We start from the raw sequence: 18,522 nt of genomic DNA, 5'->3' as shown, positions 1-18,522 counted from the left end.
CATGCACCGGTCAGAGAACCGGCATTATAAAGCAAGCTGATGTGCTCCCGGCCACACAAAACGACCCCGAATCTGACAAAGTGCTGATTATGGAGGCAGATCAAGCTTTCTGACCAGTGCTGTTACAAAAAGACGATGTAAGACTATGACAACTTCTGATCAACAATCTGCTTCCAAAGAATCCGCCCTGCTGCCATTGTCTGACGCTGTTCAGCATGCGCTGGCCGTCACCAAGCGTGGCGTTGACGAATTACTCATCGAATCCGAATTTGCGCAAAAACTGGCACGCAGCGAAAAAACCGGCGTGCCGCTGCGTATTAAATTAGGCCTGGACCCCACAGCACCGGATCTGCATCTGGGCCACACCGTGGTACTGAACAAAATGCGTCAGTTGCAGGATCTCGGCCACACGGTCATTTTCCTGATCGGCGACTTCACATCTATGATCGGTGATCCGTCCGGCCGTAATGCGACTCGTCCGCCACTGACACGCGAACAAATCGAAGCCAACGCACAGACTTACTTCAAGCAAGCCAGTCTGGTACTGGATGCGGCAAAAACTGAAATCCGCTACAACTCCGAATGGTGCGATCCGCTCGGCGCACGCGGCATGATTCAGTTGTCCTCCAAATACACCGTGGCACGTATGATGGAGCGTGATGATTTCACAAAACGCTTCAAAGCCGGCACCCCGATTTCCGTGCATGAATTCCTGTATCCGCTGATGCAGGGTTACGATTCCGTCGCACTGAAATCCGATCTGGAACTCGGCGGTACTGACCAGAAATTCAATCTGCTGGTCGGTCGTGAATTGCAGAAAGATTACGGACAGGAACCGCAATGTATTCTGACCATGCCTTTGCTGGAAGGTCTGGACGGCGTGGAAAAAATGTCCAAGTCGAAAAACAATTACATTGCGATCACCGAACCTGCAAACACCATGTTCGCTAAAGTCATGAGTATTTCCGATGAAATGATGTGGAAATACTATGACCTGTTGTCGTTCTGCTCGATCGAACAAATCGCCGCATTCCGCAAGGCAGTGGCTGAAGGCCAGAATCCGCGCGATATCAAAGTGGCACTGGCACAGGAAATCGTTGCGCGCTTCCATGATCAGGCAGCGGCAGAATCTGCACTGCAGGATTTCGTTACCCGTTCCAAAGGCGGTATTCCGGACGATATCGCCGAAGTCACACTGAGCGGCGCACCGGCCGGTATCGGTCATTTACTGAAGCAGGCGAATCTGTGTGCATCCACATCCGAGGCAAACCGCATGATTGATCAGGGCGGTGTACGTATCGACGGCACTGTGATTTCTGACAAAGGTCTGAAGCTGGAAGCCGGTACTTTCGTTCTGCAAGTCGGCAGACGTAAGTTCGCCCGCGTGACCCTGACCGCATGATCGCGCTGTTACAACGTGTCAGCCACGGCAGTGTCGTGGTTGACGGTCAGACTATCGGTGCGATTGATGCCGGTTTGCTGGTGTTGCTGTGCGCCGAGCGCGGCGATACCGAGAAAGAAGCCGATCAGTTACTGAACAAATTGCTCAGTTACCGCGTGTTTAGCGATGAGGCCGGCAAAATGAACCGCAGCCTGAAAGATACCGGCGGCGGTTTGTTGCTGGTGCCGCAATTCACACTGGCTGCCGATACAAACTCCGGCACCCGTCCGTCATTCACACCAGCAGCCGCACCGGATGATGCGCGTCGCTTATTCCACTATGCATTGGAACAGGCGCGCAAACTGCATCCTGTCGTTGCCAGTGGTCAGTTCGGCGCGGATATGAAAGTGTCGCTGACCAATGACGGTCCGGTAACTTTCTGGCTGCAAACACGTAAGAACGGCAACTGAGATGGAAAGCACTGAAATTCTGCTGATACGCCATGGCGAAACACCATGGAATGCGTTACGCCGCTTGCAGGGACATACCGATATTCCGCTGAATGCGGAAGGCCGCCGTCAGGCGAAGGCGCTGGCCTATGCTTTGTCGAATGAAAAACTGGATGCGGTGTACGCCAGTGATTTGCAGCGTGCGATTCAGACTGCCGGTGAAATCGCCCGCTTGCAGGGTGTCAGCACAAGGCTGGAAGCCGGTTTCCGCGAACGCTGCTTTGGCGCGTTTGAAGGCCAGTTGTACAGCGACTTGCCACATTTACATCCGGAAGCCTATATCAGCTGGAAATCCGGCGACCCGGATTTTGTGTTCCCGCCCGGCGAACGTCAGGGCGAAAGCGTGCGTCAGTTTCACGCGCGCGTGATCAGCAATCTGCGTTTTTACGCGAAACGGCATGCCGGTCAGAAAATCGCTGTAGTAGCGCACGGCGGCGTGCTCGAATGTGCCTACCGCGAAGCAAAGCAACTGCCGTTGTCGGCACCGCGCGAAGTGACCATTTATAACGCCAGTATCAACCGCTTCACGCTGCATGGCGATGTCTTGCAACTGATGCAATGGGGCGATATCGCGCATCTGGATGCCGATGCGATGGATGAACTGGCTCCCGACCGCTGATCCAGCAGCCCTTGTCAGACGCACTCTGTCAAGGGCATACAGCCAAAATATCCTGACATTTTTCGCTTCCAGCCTGCTTATTATTTAAGCAGAGCTCGTGTACAATGGCGTCCCTTTTCAATCTGTTTCCTACATCTACTCATCGTGCAGATCGGTCCACACGTCTTACGCAATAATTTGTTTGTCGCACCGATGGCAGGTGTCACGGACCGTCCTTTCCGTCAGCTCTGTAAAGAACTCGGTGCCGGTTATGCAGTATCCGAAATGGCAGCATCTGATCCGCGTTTGTGGCAAACCGAAAAAACTTCGCGCCGCCTTAACCATGACGGCGAGATGGAACCGCGTGCAGTACAGATCGCCGGTGCTGATCCGGTCATGCTGGCAGATTGCGCACGTTATAACGCCGACAAAGGTGCCCAGATTATTGATATCAACATGGGTTGCCCGGTGAAGAAAGTCTGCAACGCATGGTGTGGTTCCGCACTGCTGCAACATGAACAGCTGGTTGGCCAGATTCTGGATGCGGTGGTGCGCGCAGTCGATATTCCGGTCACGCTGAAGTTCCGTACCGGCTGGGACCGTGCGAATAAAAATGCACTGACCATCGCAAAAATGGCTGAAGCTGCCGGCATACAAATGCTGACGCTGCACGGCCGCACCCGGGCTGACGGCTACAAAGGCGAAGCCGAATACGACACGATTGCCGCCGTAAAAGCAGCGGTCAGTATTCCTGTGGTTGCTAACGGCGATATCACCACACCGGAAAAAGCCCGCGATGTCCTCGCTTATACCGGCGCTGATGCGATTATGATCGGCCGCGCCGCGCAGGGCCGTCCGTGGATTTTCCGCGAAATCGCGCACTTTCTGGCGACCGGCGAACATTTGCCGCCGCCGGAAATCCGTGAAGTCAAAGCTTTAATGGAACACCATTTACAAGCCCACTATGCGTTTTACGGAGAATATCTGGGTGTGCGCACTGCGCGCAAACACATAGGCTGGTATGTGCAGGATCTGGTTGGCGGTGAAAGTTTCCGCCAGCACATGAATACGCTGACCGATTGCGGGGAACAACTGAATGCTGTGCGTCATTTTTTTGATTGCATGAGCGGGGAGCGGTTACAATACCGCCCCTTTGAAGAACAAATGGCAGCCTGATGCAAACAATGCAGACAGAAGAAGCGCACGCCATTCTCTGTTTTTTGCAACACGCTGTACGGCATAAACGAACTGAATATCAACAAAAGCATGAGCAAAGATAGTATCCAAGAGGCCGTCCATAAAAACCTGGAAAAATATTTCCGCGACCTGGGAGAGCAACCTGCATCCAATATCTACGATATGGTGGTGCATGCTGTGGAAAAACCCATGCTCGAAATGGTCATGAGCCGCGCTGCCAGCAACCAGTCTCAGGCAGCAGATATGTTGGGTATTAACCGTAACACCCTGCGCAAAAAACTGCAGCAGCACGGTTTGTTATAAGGCTGATGCAGTCTGACACCGATTTTCTTAACCTTTCATAGTCAACATGATCAAACAAGCTCTTATCTCCGTCTCCGATAAAACCGGTGTTCTGGAATTTGCACGTGAATTGTCTGCACTCGGTGTCAAACTGCTCTCTACCGGCGGTACGGCAAAATTGCTGGCTGACAACGGCCTGCCAGTGACAGAAGTCGCGGATTACACCGGCTTCCCTGAAATGCTGGATGGCCGCGTCAAAACCCTGCATCCGAAAGTGCACGGCGGCATTCTGGCACGCCGTGATCTGCCGGAACACGTGGCAGCCCTGGAACAGCACCAGATTCCGACCATCGACATGGTGGTGGTGAATCTGTATCCGTTCCAGCAAACCGTGGCGAAAGCAGAATGCTCGCTGGAAGATGCGATTGAAAACATCGACATCGGCGGCCCGACCATGCTGCGCTCTTCCGCTAAAAATCACAAAGATGTGACTGTGATTGTCGATCCGGCCGATTACAGCCGCGTACTGACTGAAATGAAAGCGAATGGCAACAAGGTCAGCTACGAAACCAATTTCACACTGGCAAAAAAAGTGTTCGCGCACACCGCACAATACGACGGTGCGATCACCAATTACCTGACCAGCCTGGGCGAAGACAAGCAACACACAACCCGCAGCGCTTATCCGCAAACACTGAATCTGCATTTCGATAAAGTGCAGGACATGCGTTACGGTGAAAATCCGCACCAGTCCGCAGCGTTCTACCGCGATCTGGCACCGGCTGCCGGCGCACTGGCCAGCTACACACAGCTGCAGGGTAAAGAACTGTCTTACAACAATATCGCTGATGCAGATGCAGCATGGGAATGCGTAAAATCATTCGCAGACAAAGCCTGCGTCATCATCAAACACGCCAATCCTTGCGGCGTAGCGACCGGTGTTTCCGCACTGGATGCGTACAGCAAAGCCTTCCAGACCGATCCGACCTCCGCCTTCGGCGGCATCATCGCCTTCAACTGTGAACTGGATGCACAAGCGGCAGAAGCCGTCGCCAAACAATTCGTGGAAGTGCTGATCGCGCCGTCCTTCACCGCTGATGCGAAAGCGATCTTCGCCGCGAAACAAAATGTGCGCCTGCTGGAAATCCCGCTGGGCAACGGTATCAACGCATATGACGTAAAACGTGTCGGCGGCGGCTTGTTGGTGCAGTCTTCCGATTCCAAAAACGTGATGCCGGAAGAACTGCGTGTCGTTTCCAACCTGCAGCCAACTCCGCAACAAATGGCGGACATGATGTTTGCATGGCGCGTCGCGAAATTCGTGAAATCGAATGCAATCGTGTTCTGCGGCAACGGTATGACATTGGGCGTCGGCGCAGGTCAGATGAGCCGTATTGACTCCGCACGCATCGCTTCGATCAAAGCACAGAATGCCGGCCTGACGCTGTCCGGCTCCGCTGTGGCATCCGACGCATTCTTCCCGTTCCGTGACGGTCTGGATGTGGTGGTGGATGCAGGCGCTACCTGCGTGATTCATCCTGGTGGTTCTATGCGCGATCAGGAAGTAATCGATGCCGCTAACGAACGCGGTGTGGTGATGGTGTTCACCGGCACACGTCATTTCCGTCACTAATCCGGGCACAGCGCAGCGCTGCTGACAGCGTTGCGCCGTCCTTATCAGGCCAGTATCTGCGTTGAATCGCTTATACTGGCCTTTTACTTTTCAGGATGTCTGCATGAGCACCATCAGGATACTGGGCATAGATCCCGGCCTGCGTACCACCGGTTTCGGCCTGATTGAAAAAACCGGCCACCATTTGCGCTATGTGGCATCGGGTACGATACAGACCAAAGAAGACAGCCTGCCGGAGCGCCTGAAAACCATTCTGCAAGGTGTCGGAGAAGTCATTCGCACGTATCAGCCGGATTGTGCCGCCATCGAAAAAGTATTCGTCAACGTCAATCCGCAATCCACATTGCTACTCGGTCAGGCACGCGGTGCGGCAATTTGCGCACTGGTGTCGGCTAATCTGAGCGTAGCTGAATATACCGCGCTGCAAGTCAAACAAGGCGTGGTCGGCAAAGGCCGTGCAGACAAAACACAGGTGCAGGACATGGTGCAGCGCCTGCTGAGTCTGAGCGGCAAACCCGGCAGCGATGCCGCTGACGCACTTGGCGTTGCGATCTGCCATGCACACAGCGGCGATACCTTAGCAACACTGAGCCAGATCGCACCGGAACTGGCGCGCAAAGGCTTGCGCGTTAAAGGTGGCCGCCTGATCGGCTGAGACATTTTGCCGGCCGGAATCTCTCGTCAAGCAGCGCGGAATCGTTTACTATCACTGTTCATTCATACAGTACAAGGCAGATCATGATAGGCCGCATTGCAGGAACACTCATCGAAAAAAATCCCCCACAATTACTGATCGATTGTCAGGGCGTGGGCTATGAAGTCGATGTTCCGATGTCGACCTTTTACCATCTGCCACCGAATGGCGAAAAAGTGGTGCTGCTGACGCATCTGGCGATCCGTGAAGATGCACATGTGTTGTTTGGCTTTGCCACCGCCGAAGAACGTGCCACTTTCCGCCAGCTGATCAAAATCAGCGGCGTTGGTGCGCGCACGGCACTGGCAATTTTGTCCGGCATGTCGGCGGCAGATCTGGCGCAGGCCGTCAGTCTGCAGGAAGCCGGTCGCCTGACCCGCGTTCCCGGTATCGGCAAAAAAACTGCCGAACGCTTATTACTGGAACTGAAAGGCAAACTGGGGGCAGATCTGTTCACGCCGGTCAGCGCAGCCGGTGGCAATGCGGCGCACGGCGATATTCTGCATGCACTGCTGGCGCTGGGTTATTCTGAGAAAGAAGCCAGCGCAGCACTCAAATCGGTGGCGGCGGATGTCGGTGTCTCTGAAGGCATCAAGCTGGCACTGAAAGCCTTGTCTAAATCCTGAACTCCCATTGCGCCATGAGCATCCAGACCGATAACCTGAGCATCGACTTTTCCGAACCGCGTCTGATCACGCCGCAGAATCTGCCCGGCGGCGAGGATGCGCTGGAACGCGCATTACGTCCCAAGCAGCTGGATGAATACGTCGGTCAGGAGAAAATCCGTGGTCAGCTGGAAATCTTTATTCAGGCCGCCCGACAACGCCGCGAAGCACTCGACCACACTTTGCTGTTCGGACCGCCGGGGCTGGGTAAAACCACGTTAGCCCACATCATCGCACGGGAAATGGGCGTCAATTTGCGCCAGACTTCCGGGCCGGTGCTGGAACGTGCCGGTGATCTTGCCGCGCTGCTGACCAATCTGGAAGCGCATGATGTCCTGTTCATCGATGAGATTCACCGCTTGTCACCGGTCGTCGAAGAAATTCTGTATCCGGCGATGGAAGATTATCAGATTGATATTATGATCGGTGAAGGTCCGGCGGCGCGCTCGGTTAAACTCGATCTGCAACCTTTCACGCTGGTAGGTGCCACTACCCGTGCTGGTATGCTGACTAACCCGTTGCGCGACCGTTTCGGCATTGTGGCCCGTCTGGAGTTTTATACCGCAGAAGAGCTGTGCCGCATCGTCAGCCGTTCCGCCACCCTGCTGAATGCACCGATTGATCCGGAAGGTGCAATGGAAATCGCTAAACGTTCACGCGGTACACCGCGTATCGCCAACCGCCTGCTGCGCCGTGTGCGTGATTATGCAGAAGTTAAAGGCAGTGGCACGATTACCAAAGCGATGGCGGATGCCGCGCTGAGCATGCTGGACGTCGATGGTGTCGGTTTTGATCTGATGGACAGAAAACTGCTGGAAGCAATTCTGTTTAAATTCGGCGGTGGGCCGGTCGGTCTGGATAACGTCGCGGCCGCCATCGGTGAAGAACGGGATACGATAGAAGACGTGCTGGAGCCTTATCTGATTCAGCAAGGCTATCTGCAACGCACGCCGCGCGGACGCATGGCAACAGCGATGGCGTATCAGCATTTCGGCGTTGCGATGCCTGATAATAGCCGCTGAACCCAGAGACACTGTCTTTCTGTGACTCAGGCCCGTTACGCCGACAAGCGTAACGGGCTTTTTTCATGTCCGGAATGCCTGAAAACAGCGCAAATGCGGTGTTCTGCATAGCGATCCGGCGGTCGTCGGCAGAAAGTCCGGGCCTCCGCAAAACGCAAATGACGATATTTGCACAGCAGGCTCGAAATACAGGCAAAGTAGCCCGCCACTGACATGCATCATCGCCGGAAAAACAAAAAGCACCCGAAGGTGCTTTTTGTGATCTGTGTTCTGAGAAACTCAGAATCAGAACATGTGGCGGATACCAACGTTGTACAGCAGCTCAGTCGCGCCGTTACCGGAAGCGATGCCACCTGCGTTCACGTTCTTGTCGTTTTTCAGACGGGAAGCGGAAGTGTACAGGTTAGTACGCTTGGACAGAGAGTGTGTGTAGCCGATACCGAAGTAACCGGAGTTGTTGTCTGTTTTAACAGCATCGTTTGTTACATAAGAGTAAGAAGCGATGATTGCACCAGCTGCGCTGACAGGAACTGTCGCGCCAACGCTCCACAGTTTGTACTGAGTTGCATTGTTGTCAGAACGTACTTTAGTGAAAGACAGTGCGCCTTTTGCTACGCCGAAGTCATAAGTACCGCCAACGAAAGCGTGTTTGATTGCGTTCACAACAGCTGCTGTGTCGTTGTCAGCCTGGTAAGCACCAGTCACGAACAGAGGACCTGCAGTGTAAGAAGCAGACAGACCCATACCACGGCCTTTACCTGCGTCACCAGCTTGCTCACCAGCACCGTACTGAACGGAAGCTTGGAAGCCGGACAGGTTGTTAGTAGAGTAGTTGATAGAGTTGTTGATACGTGGGTTGGTTGCGAAAACCAAGTTACCCAGACCAGTTGCAGAAGTGGAAGAACCTGCGTTACCACCGATGATACCGGTGCTGAACGGATCAACTGCATCAACTGCGTCGAAAATCGGTTTGTTCTGACGACCGATTTGTACGGAACCGAAGTCACCAGACAGACCTACCCATGCTGCGCGGCCGAATGCCAGACCACCCTGAGCGGATTTGCCTTCGTCAGCATTCACGCCCATTTCCAGTTTGAAGTTAGCTTTCAGACCGTTACCCAGGTCTTCAGAACCTTTGAAACCCAGACGGGAACCGGATTGAATACCGCTGTCTACTGCAAATTTGTTACCTGGGGCACCAGTACCGTTGTGTTCAGCATTGAATGCCATGTCCAGAACACCGTAGACGGTTACGGAAGATTGTGCTTGTGCAGAACCTGCAACAGCTGCCAGAACTGACAGAGCGATGAGGGATTTTTTCATTGTTTTCTCCAAAGGATGAAAGGGAGTGGATGATGCCGTTTTCGATGAAACCCAGTCAGAAAAAAGCATCCACTACTGATCACTACTGATTCGATTTTAAGTTATAGGCTATTTGACCAAAATTCATACTGCCTAGCCAAGCAAAATCGTCCCAGTTGCAGGAAATAAGCGGGATTATGTCGTTAATTCACAACCAAAATTTTCAAAAAAATAACAAAATAAGTATTAACCCTTAGCACTATGCAGAATTCATTTTTCCGGATGTTTTTCCGGACAATTTATCCGATTCTGCGCTGCAGAATTCGTCAGAAAACGTGCTGCATGCCACTCGCCACCCGCCACGCTGAACGGTAGCCGCTGCCGATCCCGATGATGCCCAGCGCCAGCATCGTATCCTGCGGTGCGGGAGAAGCTGCAACCGCCAGTGTCAGTGAGCCATACAGCACGGTTCGTCCGCTCAGACTGTATTTTGTAATCACCAGATACTGTGCTGCGCGCCCCGGCACATCACCACTGCGACGCGACTGGTATGCAGCGACAGTCGATACCAGTGCCGGAAAATGCTGATAATCCACACCGATACCACCAACCGTGATACGCCGGCCATTGGCATTTGCCTGCGGGTTTCCGGGCATGGGAATGGTGATGTCCCCGCGGACAACATCGCCCGCAAAACTTGCCCTGACCGTCCACTGCTCAGAGGGTCGCCATTTTACCCCGGCCGCCCACGCTTCAAGACTTGCCGCGCCGGTCTGGTCACGAAATACACCGTAAGCGGCGGCAACACCATCGCGTCCGTTGCTGTAATACGCCGACACACCCGCGTAAGAGGAGGAACGCACACTGGCCGCCTGCTCACCGGGTGCATACATCAGCGCAAAGCCACTGCCTTCAACGGCGGGCGAGAGATACTTCAGCGCATTATTCTGTCGTAACGCCGCGCCACCGCGGTTGCTGCCGAATCCGCCGTACAACGCCCCGGCATACATCCCGCTGAGCAAAACATTCGGATTAGTTGCCGCATGTGCCAGATCAGCAGGATCGGCACGACCGACAGACTCCACACCCAGAATGTTCTGACGCCCGGCGGTCAGCGTTCCGTAACGACCACTGACACCCAGCCATGCAGCACGGTCAAATAAGGACGTTGATGTACCATTCTGACTGAACTGATTCCCACCGAATCCGGCACCGGCGCTGCCGGTATCATGATTCAGCGTGGATTCCAGAGAAAAAAGTATGCGCATATCCGGATCAATTTGCTCGCTGCCACGCAAGCCCCAGCGCGACACCTGCAAAGCGCCGGACTCCACTGAAAAACGGCTGCCGTCACCGGCTGCCTGATGCGTGTTGTAAATCAGCCCTGCATCAATCACCCCATACAAAGTGAGCTGTGACTGTGCCGAGGCTGCTGCCGTTAGCAGCAACAGAATGCAAAAAATTCCCGCCCTGAGCATGATTCCCCCGAAATATGTTCAACGCCGATCATTACATTGTTAAAACACAATGTGCCGAAATACAAGGCGGAATCAGGCGCACCGCATCCGGCCCACAAAACTACTTCCCCTCTTGTTGCGCTGGCGTAAAGGCAGGAACCCGGTAAGCTGCTTTAAAATAGCGGTTTGTTATTTTCGCCGGATACCAACATGCAAAATTTGTCCGTAGACCGTCTGATCATCGGATTTGACCGTGCACTGCGCACGATTTCAGCCCAGCACCGCAGCTCTCGCCCTGATCCGGATGCAGGGATGTCCGAAGCCGCACTGAGCGATGAAGAAAAACGCCATGCTGCCGGACTGATGCGGGTAAATCATGTCGGCGAAATCTGCGCACAAGCGCTGTACGACGCACAGGGTGCGTTTTCGCAAACACCGGAAGTGGCAAGAGAACTGGCGCATTGCGGCGTGGAAGAAGAAGATCATCTTGCCTGGACTGCGCGCCGCCTGAAGGAATTGAATTCGCGCCCAAGCCTGCTGAATCCGCTCTGGTACGCCGGTGCTTATACCTGCGGAGTGATCGCAGCAAAATGCGGCGATGCAGCCAGCCTCGGGTTTGTGGTGGAAACCGAAAAACAGGTGGAAGCACATCTGGCCGGACATTTATCCAAATTGCCGGAACAGGATCTGAAGTCACGCGCCATCGTTGAACAAATGCGGGTTGATGAAATTTCGCACGGTGCCACTGCGCAATCGCTGGGCGCATCTGAAACACCGCTGCCGGTACGCATGCTGATGAAAGGCATGGCCAAAGTGATGACCACCACGGCATATCACATCTAGCAACACATCCCGCTCCTTCGCTGCAGACAACCACCTGCAGCGTCCGCGGCATCGACGCATCTCACGTCAGCATATTCCCTTCCCCGCACCGGCATAGCTTACGGCTATGCCCGCCCTTCACATTTGAATAATTCCTCGCAACAAAAAGTTGCCGTACAGCACTTTTCTCTTTACTTCTGTGTTTTAATGAGCGCCTTGAAAAATTCTGATCTTCACTCCCGCCTCAGTCTGATAGGCTGACCGTCAGGCACGGATACACAAACCGTCGCTCTTCTCTGTGTTGCGCAGAGGAAGACGAATGGCAGAACGTGTACTAAGCTGTGACTGAAGCAGCCAATATTGCGGGCAGTGACGCATTGACGCGGAGACACCTATGCGAATCAACACGCCAGTGACAGGCAAAGAAATTGTCATGGCGGATGGCCAGTCCATCGTATCCAAGACAGACCTCAAAGGTCGTATCACTTACTGCAACCCTTACTTCATCGAAATCAGCGGATTTACCGAAGAAGAACTGATCGGCAAGCCGCACAATCTGATTCGTCATCCCGATATGCCGCCTGCTGCATTCGGTGATTTGTGGGACACCATCAAAAACGGAATGCCCTGGACCGGTCTGGTCAAGAACCGTTGTAAAAACGGCGATCATTACTGGGTCAAAGCCAACGTGACACCACTCATCGAAGACGGACAAGTAACCGGCTATATGTCAGTACGTACCCGCCCTGCCCGCGCAGAAATTGATGCCGCAGAAAATCTGTACCGGCTGATGCGTGAAGGCAAACCGACCGGCCTGTTGCTGCGTAACGGACATTTACTGCCGGACACGCTGACAGCACGTCTGTGGCGCAAATTCAGTCTGGCAGCCAAGCCACGTCTGGCGCTGGGAATGAGTGTCAGTCTCGCTGGCCTGCTCGGCTTCGGCACTGCGTATATCGCGGAGGCCGGACTCACTGCAGCCAACGCTGCCGCACTGGCTTTCCTGAGTTTTGTACTGCTGTACCAGTGGTACGTCATCCATACCCGCTTGCTGAACCCGGTACAGTCTGCAGTGCGTGCAGCACGTGCGATTGCGGGCGGCGATCTGACCCATGAAATCCCGCCGGGTGATCAGACAGAAATGGGACAACTGCAACAGGCATTGCGTCAGATGCATATCAATCTGCATTCCATCGTGATTGATGTGTCGCGGAATGCGGGTGAAATTCGTATCGGTACAGAAGAAATTGCAGCTGCGAATATGGATTTATCAGGCCGTACCGAATCGCAGGCATCCAGTCTGGAAGAAACCGCGACCAGCATGGAACAGTTTGCCGACACCATACGCCAGAACTCTGAAAGCGCAGCCGAAGCCAGTCGCCTTGCCGATGCCACCACGGCAGTTGCCGCCAAAGGCGGAGAGATGGTCAGCAAAGTCGGTGAAACCATGCAGGAAATCAGTCAGTCTGCGCGTCAGATCGAAAGCATTATCAGTCTGATTGACGGCATCGCGTTTCAGACCAATATCCTCGCACTGAATGCGGCCGTTGAAGCAGCGCGTGCCGGTGAGCAAGGGCGCGGCTTTGCCGTCGTTGCGAATGAAGTACGGAGTCTGGCGCAACGCTCTGCCGGTGCGGCCAAAGATATCAAAACGCTCATTGATACTTCCGTCAGCAAGGTCAACAGCGGCAACAAGATTGTGGAAGAAGCCGTCACCACGATGCAGCAACTGGTCAACTCCGTAAAACAAGTGAATGCGGTTCTGCATGAAATTTCTGTCGCCAGTCTGGAACAGCGCGAAAGTGTGGATCAGATGAACAGTGCGATGGGACTGATGGATGAAGTCACGCAGCAAAATGCCGCGATGGTGGAACAGGCTGCCAATGCTGCCGCTAATCTCGCGACACAAACCGTGCAACTGGAACAGGCCATCAGTGTTTTCAAACTGGAACGGCACGGTACTGCACCTGCCGGCATACGTGCAGCACGTCCGGCCAGCGCATTGCCGGGAGCACCGGCGGCACGCCATCCGCGCTTACGCTGAAACCGTCGTGATTTACAAACAAAAAGCGCTGCTGATGGTTTCCCATAGCAGCGCTTTTTGTTTTGCGGCAGAAAATCTGACTCAGAACATCAGAAAGAAAAATGCGGCAACCGCAGTCGGCAGCAGCGCCGATAACAACAGCCACAATGGACTGACAGCCTGATCTTCAAATTCGGATTTCAGAATCGCATAGCCCGCCGGATTCGGCGCATTCGCCACCACAGTTAAACCACCGCCGGTCACTGCACCGGCAACCAGCGCATATTGTGCGCTGGCAGGCAAACCTTCCACCAGCGATCCCAGATAGGTCAGCGCCGCATTGTCGGTCAGTGCAGTCAGCGATACTGCACCGGCAAATAACACTTTGTCGCTCATTCCTGCCAGCAAAGGCTGCAGCCACCATTGCTGCAAGCCACCCAGTACCACCAGCCCGGCAAGGAAGAATGCCACCAGCAAACCCTCGCGCAGCATCAGTCTGTCCTGATATCGCTGATAAGCTTCGGTAAAGCCGAGGAAAAACAGAAACAAACCAATGAACACGACCGGATAATGCGCAAACACGACGGTTGCCGCCATAAAAGCCAGATGCATGAAGACCACTGAAAGCGGAATGCTTTCCTGATTTTCTTCCGGCTTATCTGCCTGCAGCGACAACAATTCTTTTTTAAAGAAAACAGTTAACAATAAACCATTAATAAAAACTGCGCAGGCTGCTTTCCAGCCGAATACCGTTGCCATAAACGGCGTGCTCCAGCCCCACTTTTCGGCCACCATCAGCACCGGTGGTGCGGCAAATGAAGTCAGCACACCGCCGATAGAGATATTCACAAACAGCGTGGCCAGCGTCAGATACTTCATACGCTGACTGACATTCTGTTTAAAGATACGGTCGCGCAGCATCAGTGCTGCCAGCGTCATGGCTGCCGGTTCGGTAATCAGCGAACCCAGCAAAGGTACAAAGGTCAGGCATAACAAATATGCAGACAAAGCGCGGTGAAACGGCAGCACAGTGCTGATCCGGTTAACCATGCTTTCCACCGTCCACAAAATCGGGCGCGTGCCGGCAATCACCAGAATCGCAAATACAAAAAGTGGTTCGGTGAAATTCTGCGCTTCCAGATAATGCACCGCGTCAGCCGGTGTTTGCAGCAATGCCATGCTGCCGACCAGAATAAAGGCCCAGAAGCCGAATACGACTTCCACTTCCCCGAGCAAATGGAATAAACCCGCATGGTGCCGGCTTTTATGCGCCAGTTCCAGAAAGTACTTAGTCGAGAAGGTATGCATCAGTGCGAGGCCGAAAATGGCCGCCGCCGTATATTGCATGACAGGGGTAAAACTCATCACAAGGCTCCTTTCCTGTACGGCGCTGCGCCGCAAGGCGGCAGGCCGTGAAGACAGACACGGCCTGCTTCAGCCGTGCTGTCAGATTTTTTCGAGTTTGGCGATGCTGAGATCCAGCAGCTTCATCCCGAATTTTCCAAAATTGATATGGGCGCGTGCCTGACTGCCGCTGCCTTCCAGCTGCACGATCACACCTTCACCAAACTTAGGATGTGATACGTTTTGCCCCGGACGCCAGCCATTGTCCTGCCCGCCCTGCTTGCGCATCTGGCTGGCAATCTGATTCGCGCCGCTGGACGGATTATCATCCCATGCGGCTTTACGCGGTGGCGAGAACCAGCCCGGTTTTGTCTGCGGCGACAACCATTTCAGCGATTCTTCCGGTAATTCATCGAGGAAGCGTGAACGCAGGTTGTAGCGGGTCTGACCATGCAGCATACGGGTTTGCGAAAAGCTCAGATACAAACGGCGGCGTGCGCGCGTAATTGCGACATACATCAGGCGGCGCTCTTCTTCCAGTCCGGCTTCTTCCTGCGCACTGTTTTCATGCGGGAACAAACCTTCTTCCAGACCGGTGATGAACACATTATTGAACTCCAGACCTTTGGCAGAGTGCACCGTCATCAGTTGCAGCGCATCCTGACCCGCCTGCGCCTGATTATCACCGGCTTCCAGCGAAGCATGCGACAGGAAAGCGGCCAGTGGCGACATCACCGCCGGTAACGCGGCTTCCGCATCAACGATCTGCACATCGCCGCTGCTGATGACGGTGATGTTTTCAGCGCGCGGTCCGGCAAATGCCGGCGCATCTTTACCGAAGCCTTCTTCAGACACAAACAGTACCGCCGCATTGACCAGCTGCTCTAAGTTTTCTACGCGGTCAGCGCCTTCTTTTTCGGTCAGATAATGCTGCTTCAACTGACTGCGTTCCAGCACCATGTCCACCATTTCCGGCAGCGGCATGCTTTGTGTTTCAAAGCGCGTGCTTTCGATCAGACGCACGAACTGGCCCATGGTTGCACCGGCTTTACCGGCCACATACGGCACAGCCGCATACAGCGATAACTGATGCTGACGCGCTGCATCCTGCAATTGCTCCAGCGAACGCGCACCGATACCGCGTGCCGGGAAATTCACCACCCGCAGGAAGGCTGCATCATTGTGCGGGTTATCCATCAGTTGCAGATACGCAATGGCATGCTTGATCTCTGCACGCTCGAAGAAGCGCAAACCGCCATACACGCGGTAAGGCATATTCGCGCTGAACAAGGCATGTTCGATCACACGAGACTGCGCATTGGAACGGTACAGCACCGCGATTTCATTGTACGGCGAGCCTTCGCGTACCAGACTGCGCACCTCATCCAGAATCCAGTTCGCTTCCTGAATATCGCTGCTGGCTTCCATCACGCGCACCTGTTCGCCTTGTCCGGCATCGGTGCGCAGATTTTTACCCAGACGCTTGCTGTTATTCGCAATCAGGATATTCGCGCTATCCAGAATATGACCATGCGAACGGTAGTTTTGTTCCAGCTTGATCAGGTTTTCGACCGCAAATTCCTGCTCAAACGCCGTCATATTGCCGACGTTTGCGCCACGGAAAGCGTAAATACTCTGATCATCATCACCGACCGCAAACACCGCTGCCGGTGCGCGTGTGCCGACACCGGCCAGCAGCTTCAGCCAGCGGTATTGCAGGTCATTGGTATCCTGAAACTCATCGACCAGAATATGGCGGAAACGCGCCTGATAATGCTCGCGCAGCGGCTGATTGTGCACCAGCATTTCGTAGGTGCGCAGCAGCAACTCTGCAAAATCCACCACGCCTTCACGCTGGCATTGCTGTTCATACATTTCGTAGATCTGCACCAGCTTGCGGTTGAATTCATCATAGGCATCCACTTCACGCGGACGCAGGCCCTGCTCTTTGGCGCTGTTGATGAAATACATCAGCGTTTTCGGCGGAAACTTTTCATCATCAATCTGATTCGCTTTCAGCAGACGTTTAATGAACGCCATCTGATCAGCAGAATCCATGATCTGGAAGGTTTGCGGCAAACCGGCATCGCGGTGATGGGCGCGCAGCAGGCGGTTACACAGGCCGTGGAAAGTGCCTATCCACATGCCACGGGTATTCACCGGCAGCATCGCCGATAAACGCACCAGCATTTCCTTGGCGGCTTTATTGGTAAAAGTCACCGCCAGCACACCGCCGGAAGAAATTTGTCCGGTCTGGATCAGCCAGGCAATGCGCGTGGTCAGCACCCGGGTTTTGCCGGAGCCGGCACCCGCCAGAATGAGCGCAGACTGGGCCGGTAGCGTCACGGCCTGCAGCTGCTCCTGATTGAGATTGTGAAGTAAATTTTGCATAAACCCGATTATACGTTCAGACGAGGACTACTGGACATTTACACAGGTGAAATGCGGATTTTTGCCGCATGATTTCGCGCTCGCCGGCAGGAACTCCGGGCTTTCATTGGCGTCAGATGCAGAAAGCAGCATAATACCCGTTCAATCTTTTCACCCGGAACTTCCATGCGTCAGATTCTTTCCCTCGTGGCTGCCAGCCTGATTTCCCTGATTCCCGCCACCGGCCATGCCATGACGATACTGCGTCTGGATACCAACCTGATTCTGTACGGCCCGGTCGTGCGTGAAGATCTGGCACCGTTCCGTCAGGAATTGTCGCGCGCGCCGGTCAAACACGTGGTGCTGGCGGAAAGCCGTGGCGGCGATTTAACGGCGGCTTACGGCATTGCTGATCTGATCCGCAAAAACAATATCAATACGTCGGTCAAAGGCTATTGCGTTTCGTCGTGTGCTGTGATGTTCATGGCCGGTACTGAACGTCAGATCATCGAAGAAAAGAATTACAAAAAAACCATTCTCGGTTTCCATGCGCCGCATAACAAAGAAACCAAAGAGATCAGCGTCAACGGCGTACCGAAGCTGCGCGATTACATCCTGAAAACCAGCGGCGGCAAATTCCCGCCGGAATTGCTGGATAAGGCGATGAATATCCGCGATGCATCCGACATGCTGATTTTCTATTATCCGGAAGAAGGCAAACAAAGCGTCTGGTTCTGCCCTGCCGGCGCGAAGCCGCGCCCGAAAGGATGTGAAAAACTGGAAGGCGATGCGCTGAGCGCCGGTGTACTGACCACGCTGGATCGTCTGAACGTGGCAACGCTGGACCCGAAACCATCGAAAACCGAAGAAGGTAAGGAACCGGAAGATCCGGTCAACAGCGCCAGCGAAAAGTAATCAGCGCGTCTTCAGCGCTTAGGATTGTGCAAATATCGTCATCTGCACTTTTCTGAGACCCGGACTTTCTGCCGACGACCGCCGGATCGCTGTGCTGAAAGCCGCATTTCAGGCATTTTCAGCCCTCGCAGCGCGCCACAGGGTCGCTAGAACTCATTTCATCAATACCCGCGAGATGCGTTTGTCTCATAGCGCGGGCTGGCAAGGCGGACAAGGCAGTGAATAGCGGTGCTATTCACAACGCGTCCAACGCTGTCCAGCGTGCGCTATGAGGCAAACCCTCCGGGAACGGAGGTGCCGGGCGCATT

General features: G+C 54.2%; 16 protein-coding genes. 12 read left to right on the top strand and 4 right to left on the bottom strand.

From position 1 onward, the window contains the following. The first annotated feature begins 145 nt into the window (after window positions 1-145). From tyrS to ruvB, 9 genes are all read left to right on the top strand, one after another. Window positions 146-1,402 carry a tyrosine--tRNA ligase gene (tyrS, locus tag IE092_RS12520; protein WP_189357534.1) on the top strand — a complete coding sequence of 419 codons (1,257 nt, stop codon included), beginning with the start codon at window positions 146-148 and terminating at the stop codon, window positions 1,400-1,402. Beyond that, window positions 1,399-1,851, top strand: coding sequence for a D-aminoacyl-tRNA deacylase (gene dtd / locus IE092_RS12515; protein WP_189357533.1), 453 nt, complete (start codon window positions 1,399-1,401; stop codon window positions 1,849-1,851). The genes tyrS and dtd overlap by 4 nt, the downstream gene beginning before the upstream one ends. A 1-nt stretch (window position 1,852) precedes the next feature. Further along, window positions 1,853-2,509, top strand: a complete 657-nt coding sequence (locus IE092_RS12510) for a histidine phosphatase family protein (protein WP_189357532.1) — start codon at window positions 1,853-1,855, stop codon at window positions 2,507-2,509. Window positions 2,510-2,653: 144 nt separating this feature from the next. Further along, the gene (gene dusB, locus IE092_RS12505; protein ID WP_189357531.1) at window positions 2,654-3,664 is read left to right on the top strand and encodes a tRNA dihydrouridine synthase DusB; all 1,011 of its coding nucleotides are present in this window, start codon (window positions 2,654-2,656) and stop codon (window positions 3,662-3,664) included. Window positions 3,665-3,754: 90 nt separating this feature from the next. Next, window positions 3,755-3,988, top strand: a complete 234-nt coding sequence (locus IE092_RS12500) for a Fis family transcriptional regulator (protein ID WP_189357530.1) — start codon at window positions 3,755-3,757, stop codon at window positions 3,986-3,988. 46 nt (window positions 3,989-4,034) lie between these two features. Then, the gene (purH, locus tag IE092_RS12495; RefSeq protein ID WP_189357529.1) at window positions 4,035-5,600 is read left to right on the top strand and encodes a bifunctional phosphoribosylaminoimidazolecarboxamide formyltransferase/IMP cyclohydrolase; all 1,566 of its coding nucleotides are present in this window, start codon (window positions 4,035-4,037) and stop codon (window positions 5,598-5,600) included. A gap of 112 nt (window positions 5,601-5,712) precedes the next feature. After that, complete coding sequence (ruvC, locus tag IE092_RS12490; protein WP_189357705.1) at window positions 5,713-6,255, top strand: crossover junction endodeoxyribonuclease RuvC; 543 nt, start codon at window positions 5,713-5,715, stop codon at window positions 6,253-6,255. Between the two features lie 83 nt (window positions 6,256-6,338). Then, window positions 6,339-6,920: a Holliday junction branch migration protein RuvA gene (gene ruvA, locus IE092_RS12485; protein WP_189357528.1), complete on the top strand. Its 582-nt coding sequence runs from the start codon at window positions 6,339-6,341 to the stop codon at window positions 6,918-6,920. A 14-nt stretch (window positions 6,921-6,934) separates the two neighbouring features. Beyond that, a complete protein-coding gene (ruvB, locus tag IE092_RS12480; RefSeq protein ID WP_189357527.1) occupies window positions 6,935-7,981 on the top strand; it encodes a Holliday junction branch migration DNA helicase RuvB in 1,047 nt (348 codons plus the stop codon). 285 nt (window positions 7,982-8,266) lie between these two features. Here ruvB and IE092_RS12475 read toward each other — a convergent pair whose 3' ends face one another. Both IE092_RS12475 and IE092_RS12470 read right to left on the bottom strand, forming a co-directional pair. Next, window positions 8,267-9,304, bottom strand: coding sequence for a porin (locus IE092_RS12475; RefSeq protein ID WP_189357526.1), 1,038 nt, complete (start codon window positions 9,302-9,304; stop codon window positions 8,267-8,269). Window positions 9,305-9,609: 305 nt separating this feature from the next. After that, window positions 9,610-10,761 carry a porin gene (locus IE092_RS12470; RefSeq protein ID WP_268249278.1) on the bottom strand — a complete coding sequence of 384 codons (1,152 nt, stop codon included), beginning with the start codon at window positions 10,759-10,761 and terminating at the stop codon, window positions 9,610-9,612. Between the two features lie 189 nt (window positions 10,762-10,950). Here IE092_RS12470 and coq7 point away from each other — a divergent pair, with 189 nt between their 5' ends. Together coq7 and IE092_RS12460 are read left to right on the top strand one after the other, a co-directional pair. Beyond that, complete coding sequence (coq7, locus tag IE092_RS12465) at window positions 10,951-11,583, top strand: 2-polyprenyl-3-methyl-6-methoxy-1,4-benzoquinone monooxygenase (RefSeq protein WP_189357524.1); 633 nt, start codon at window positions 10,951-10,953, stop codon at window positions 11,581-11,583. A 373-nt stretch (window positions 11,584-11,956) separates the two neighbouring features. After that, on the top strand, window positions 11,957-13,606 hold the full coding sequence (locus IE092_RS12460; RefSeq protein ID WP_189357523.1) for a methyl-accepting chemotaxis protein: 1,650 nt from the start codon (window positions 11,957-11,959) through the stop codon (window positions 13,604-13,606). An 81-nt stretch (window positions 13,607-13,687) separates the two neighbouring features. Here the strand turns inward: IE092_RS12460 and IE092_RS12455 are convergent, their stop codons facing one another. Together IE092_RS12455 and IE092_RS12450 are read right to left on the bottom strand one after the other, a co-directional pair. Continuing rightward, entirely contained in the window at window positions 13,688-14,950 is a 1,263-nt protein-coding gene (locus tag IE092_RS12455; protein ID WP_189357522.1) for a putative Na+/H+ antiporter, read from the bottom strand. Window positions 14,951-15,031: 81 nt separating this feature from the next. Further along, the gene (locus IE092_RS12450) at window positions 15,032-17,320 is read right to left on the bottom strand and encodes a UvrD-helicase domain-containing protein (RefSeq protein WP_189357521.1); all 2,289 of its coding nucleotides are present in this window, start codon (window positions 17,318-17,320) and stop codon (window positions 15,032-15,034) included. A gap of 165 nt (window positions 17,321-17,485) precedes the next feature. Here IE092_RS12450 and IE092_RS12445 point away from each other — a divergent pair, with 165 nt between their 5' ends. Further along, window positions 17,486-18,214, top strand: a complete 729-nt coding sequence (locus tag IE092_RS12445; RefSeq protein ID WP_189357520.1) for a hypothetical protein — start codon at window positions 17,486-17,488, stop codon at window positions 18,212-18,214. Window positions 18,215-18,522: the final 308 nt, after the last annotated feature.

Origin of the sequence: Cognatundibacterium squillarum (assembly GCF_014652435.1) — a bacterium.
Lineage (GTDB): Bacteria > Pseudomonadota > Gammaproteobacteria > Burkholderiales > Burkholderiaceae_D > Undibacterium > Undibacterium squillarum.
The sequence above is the reverse complement of the archived record's forward strand: the minus strand, read 5'-3'. Positions and strand labels throughout refer to the sequence as shown.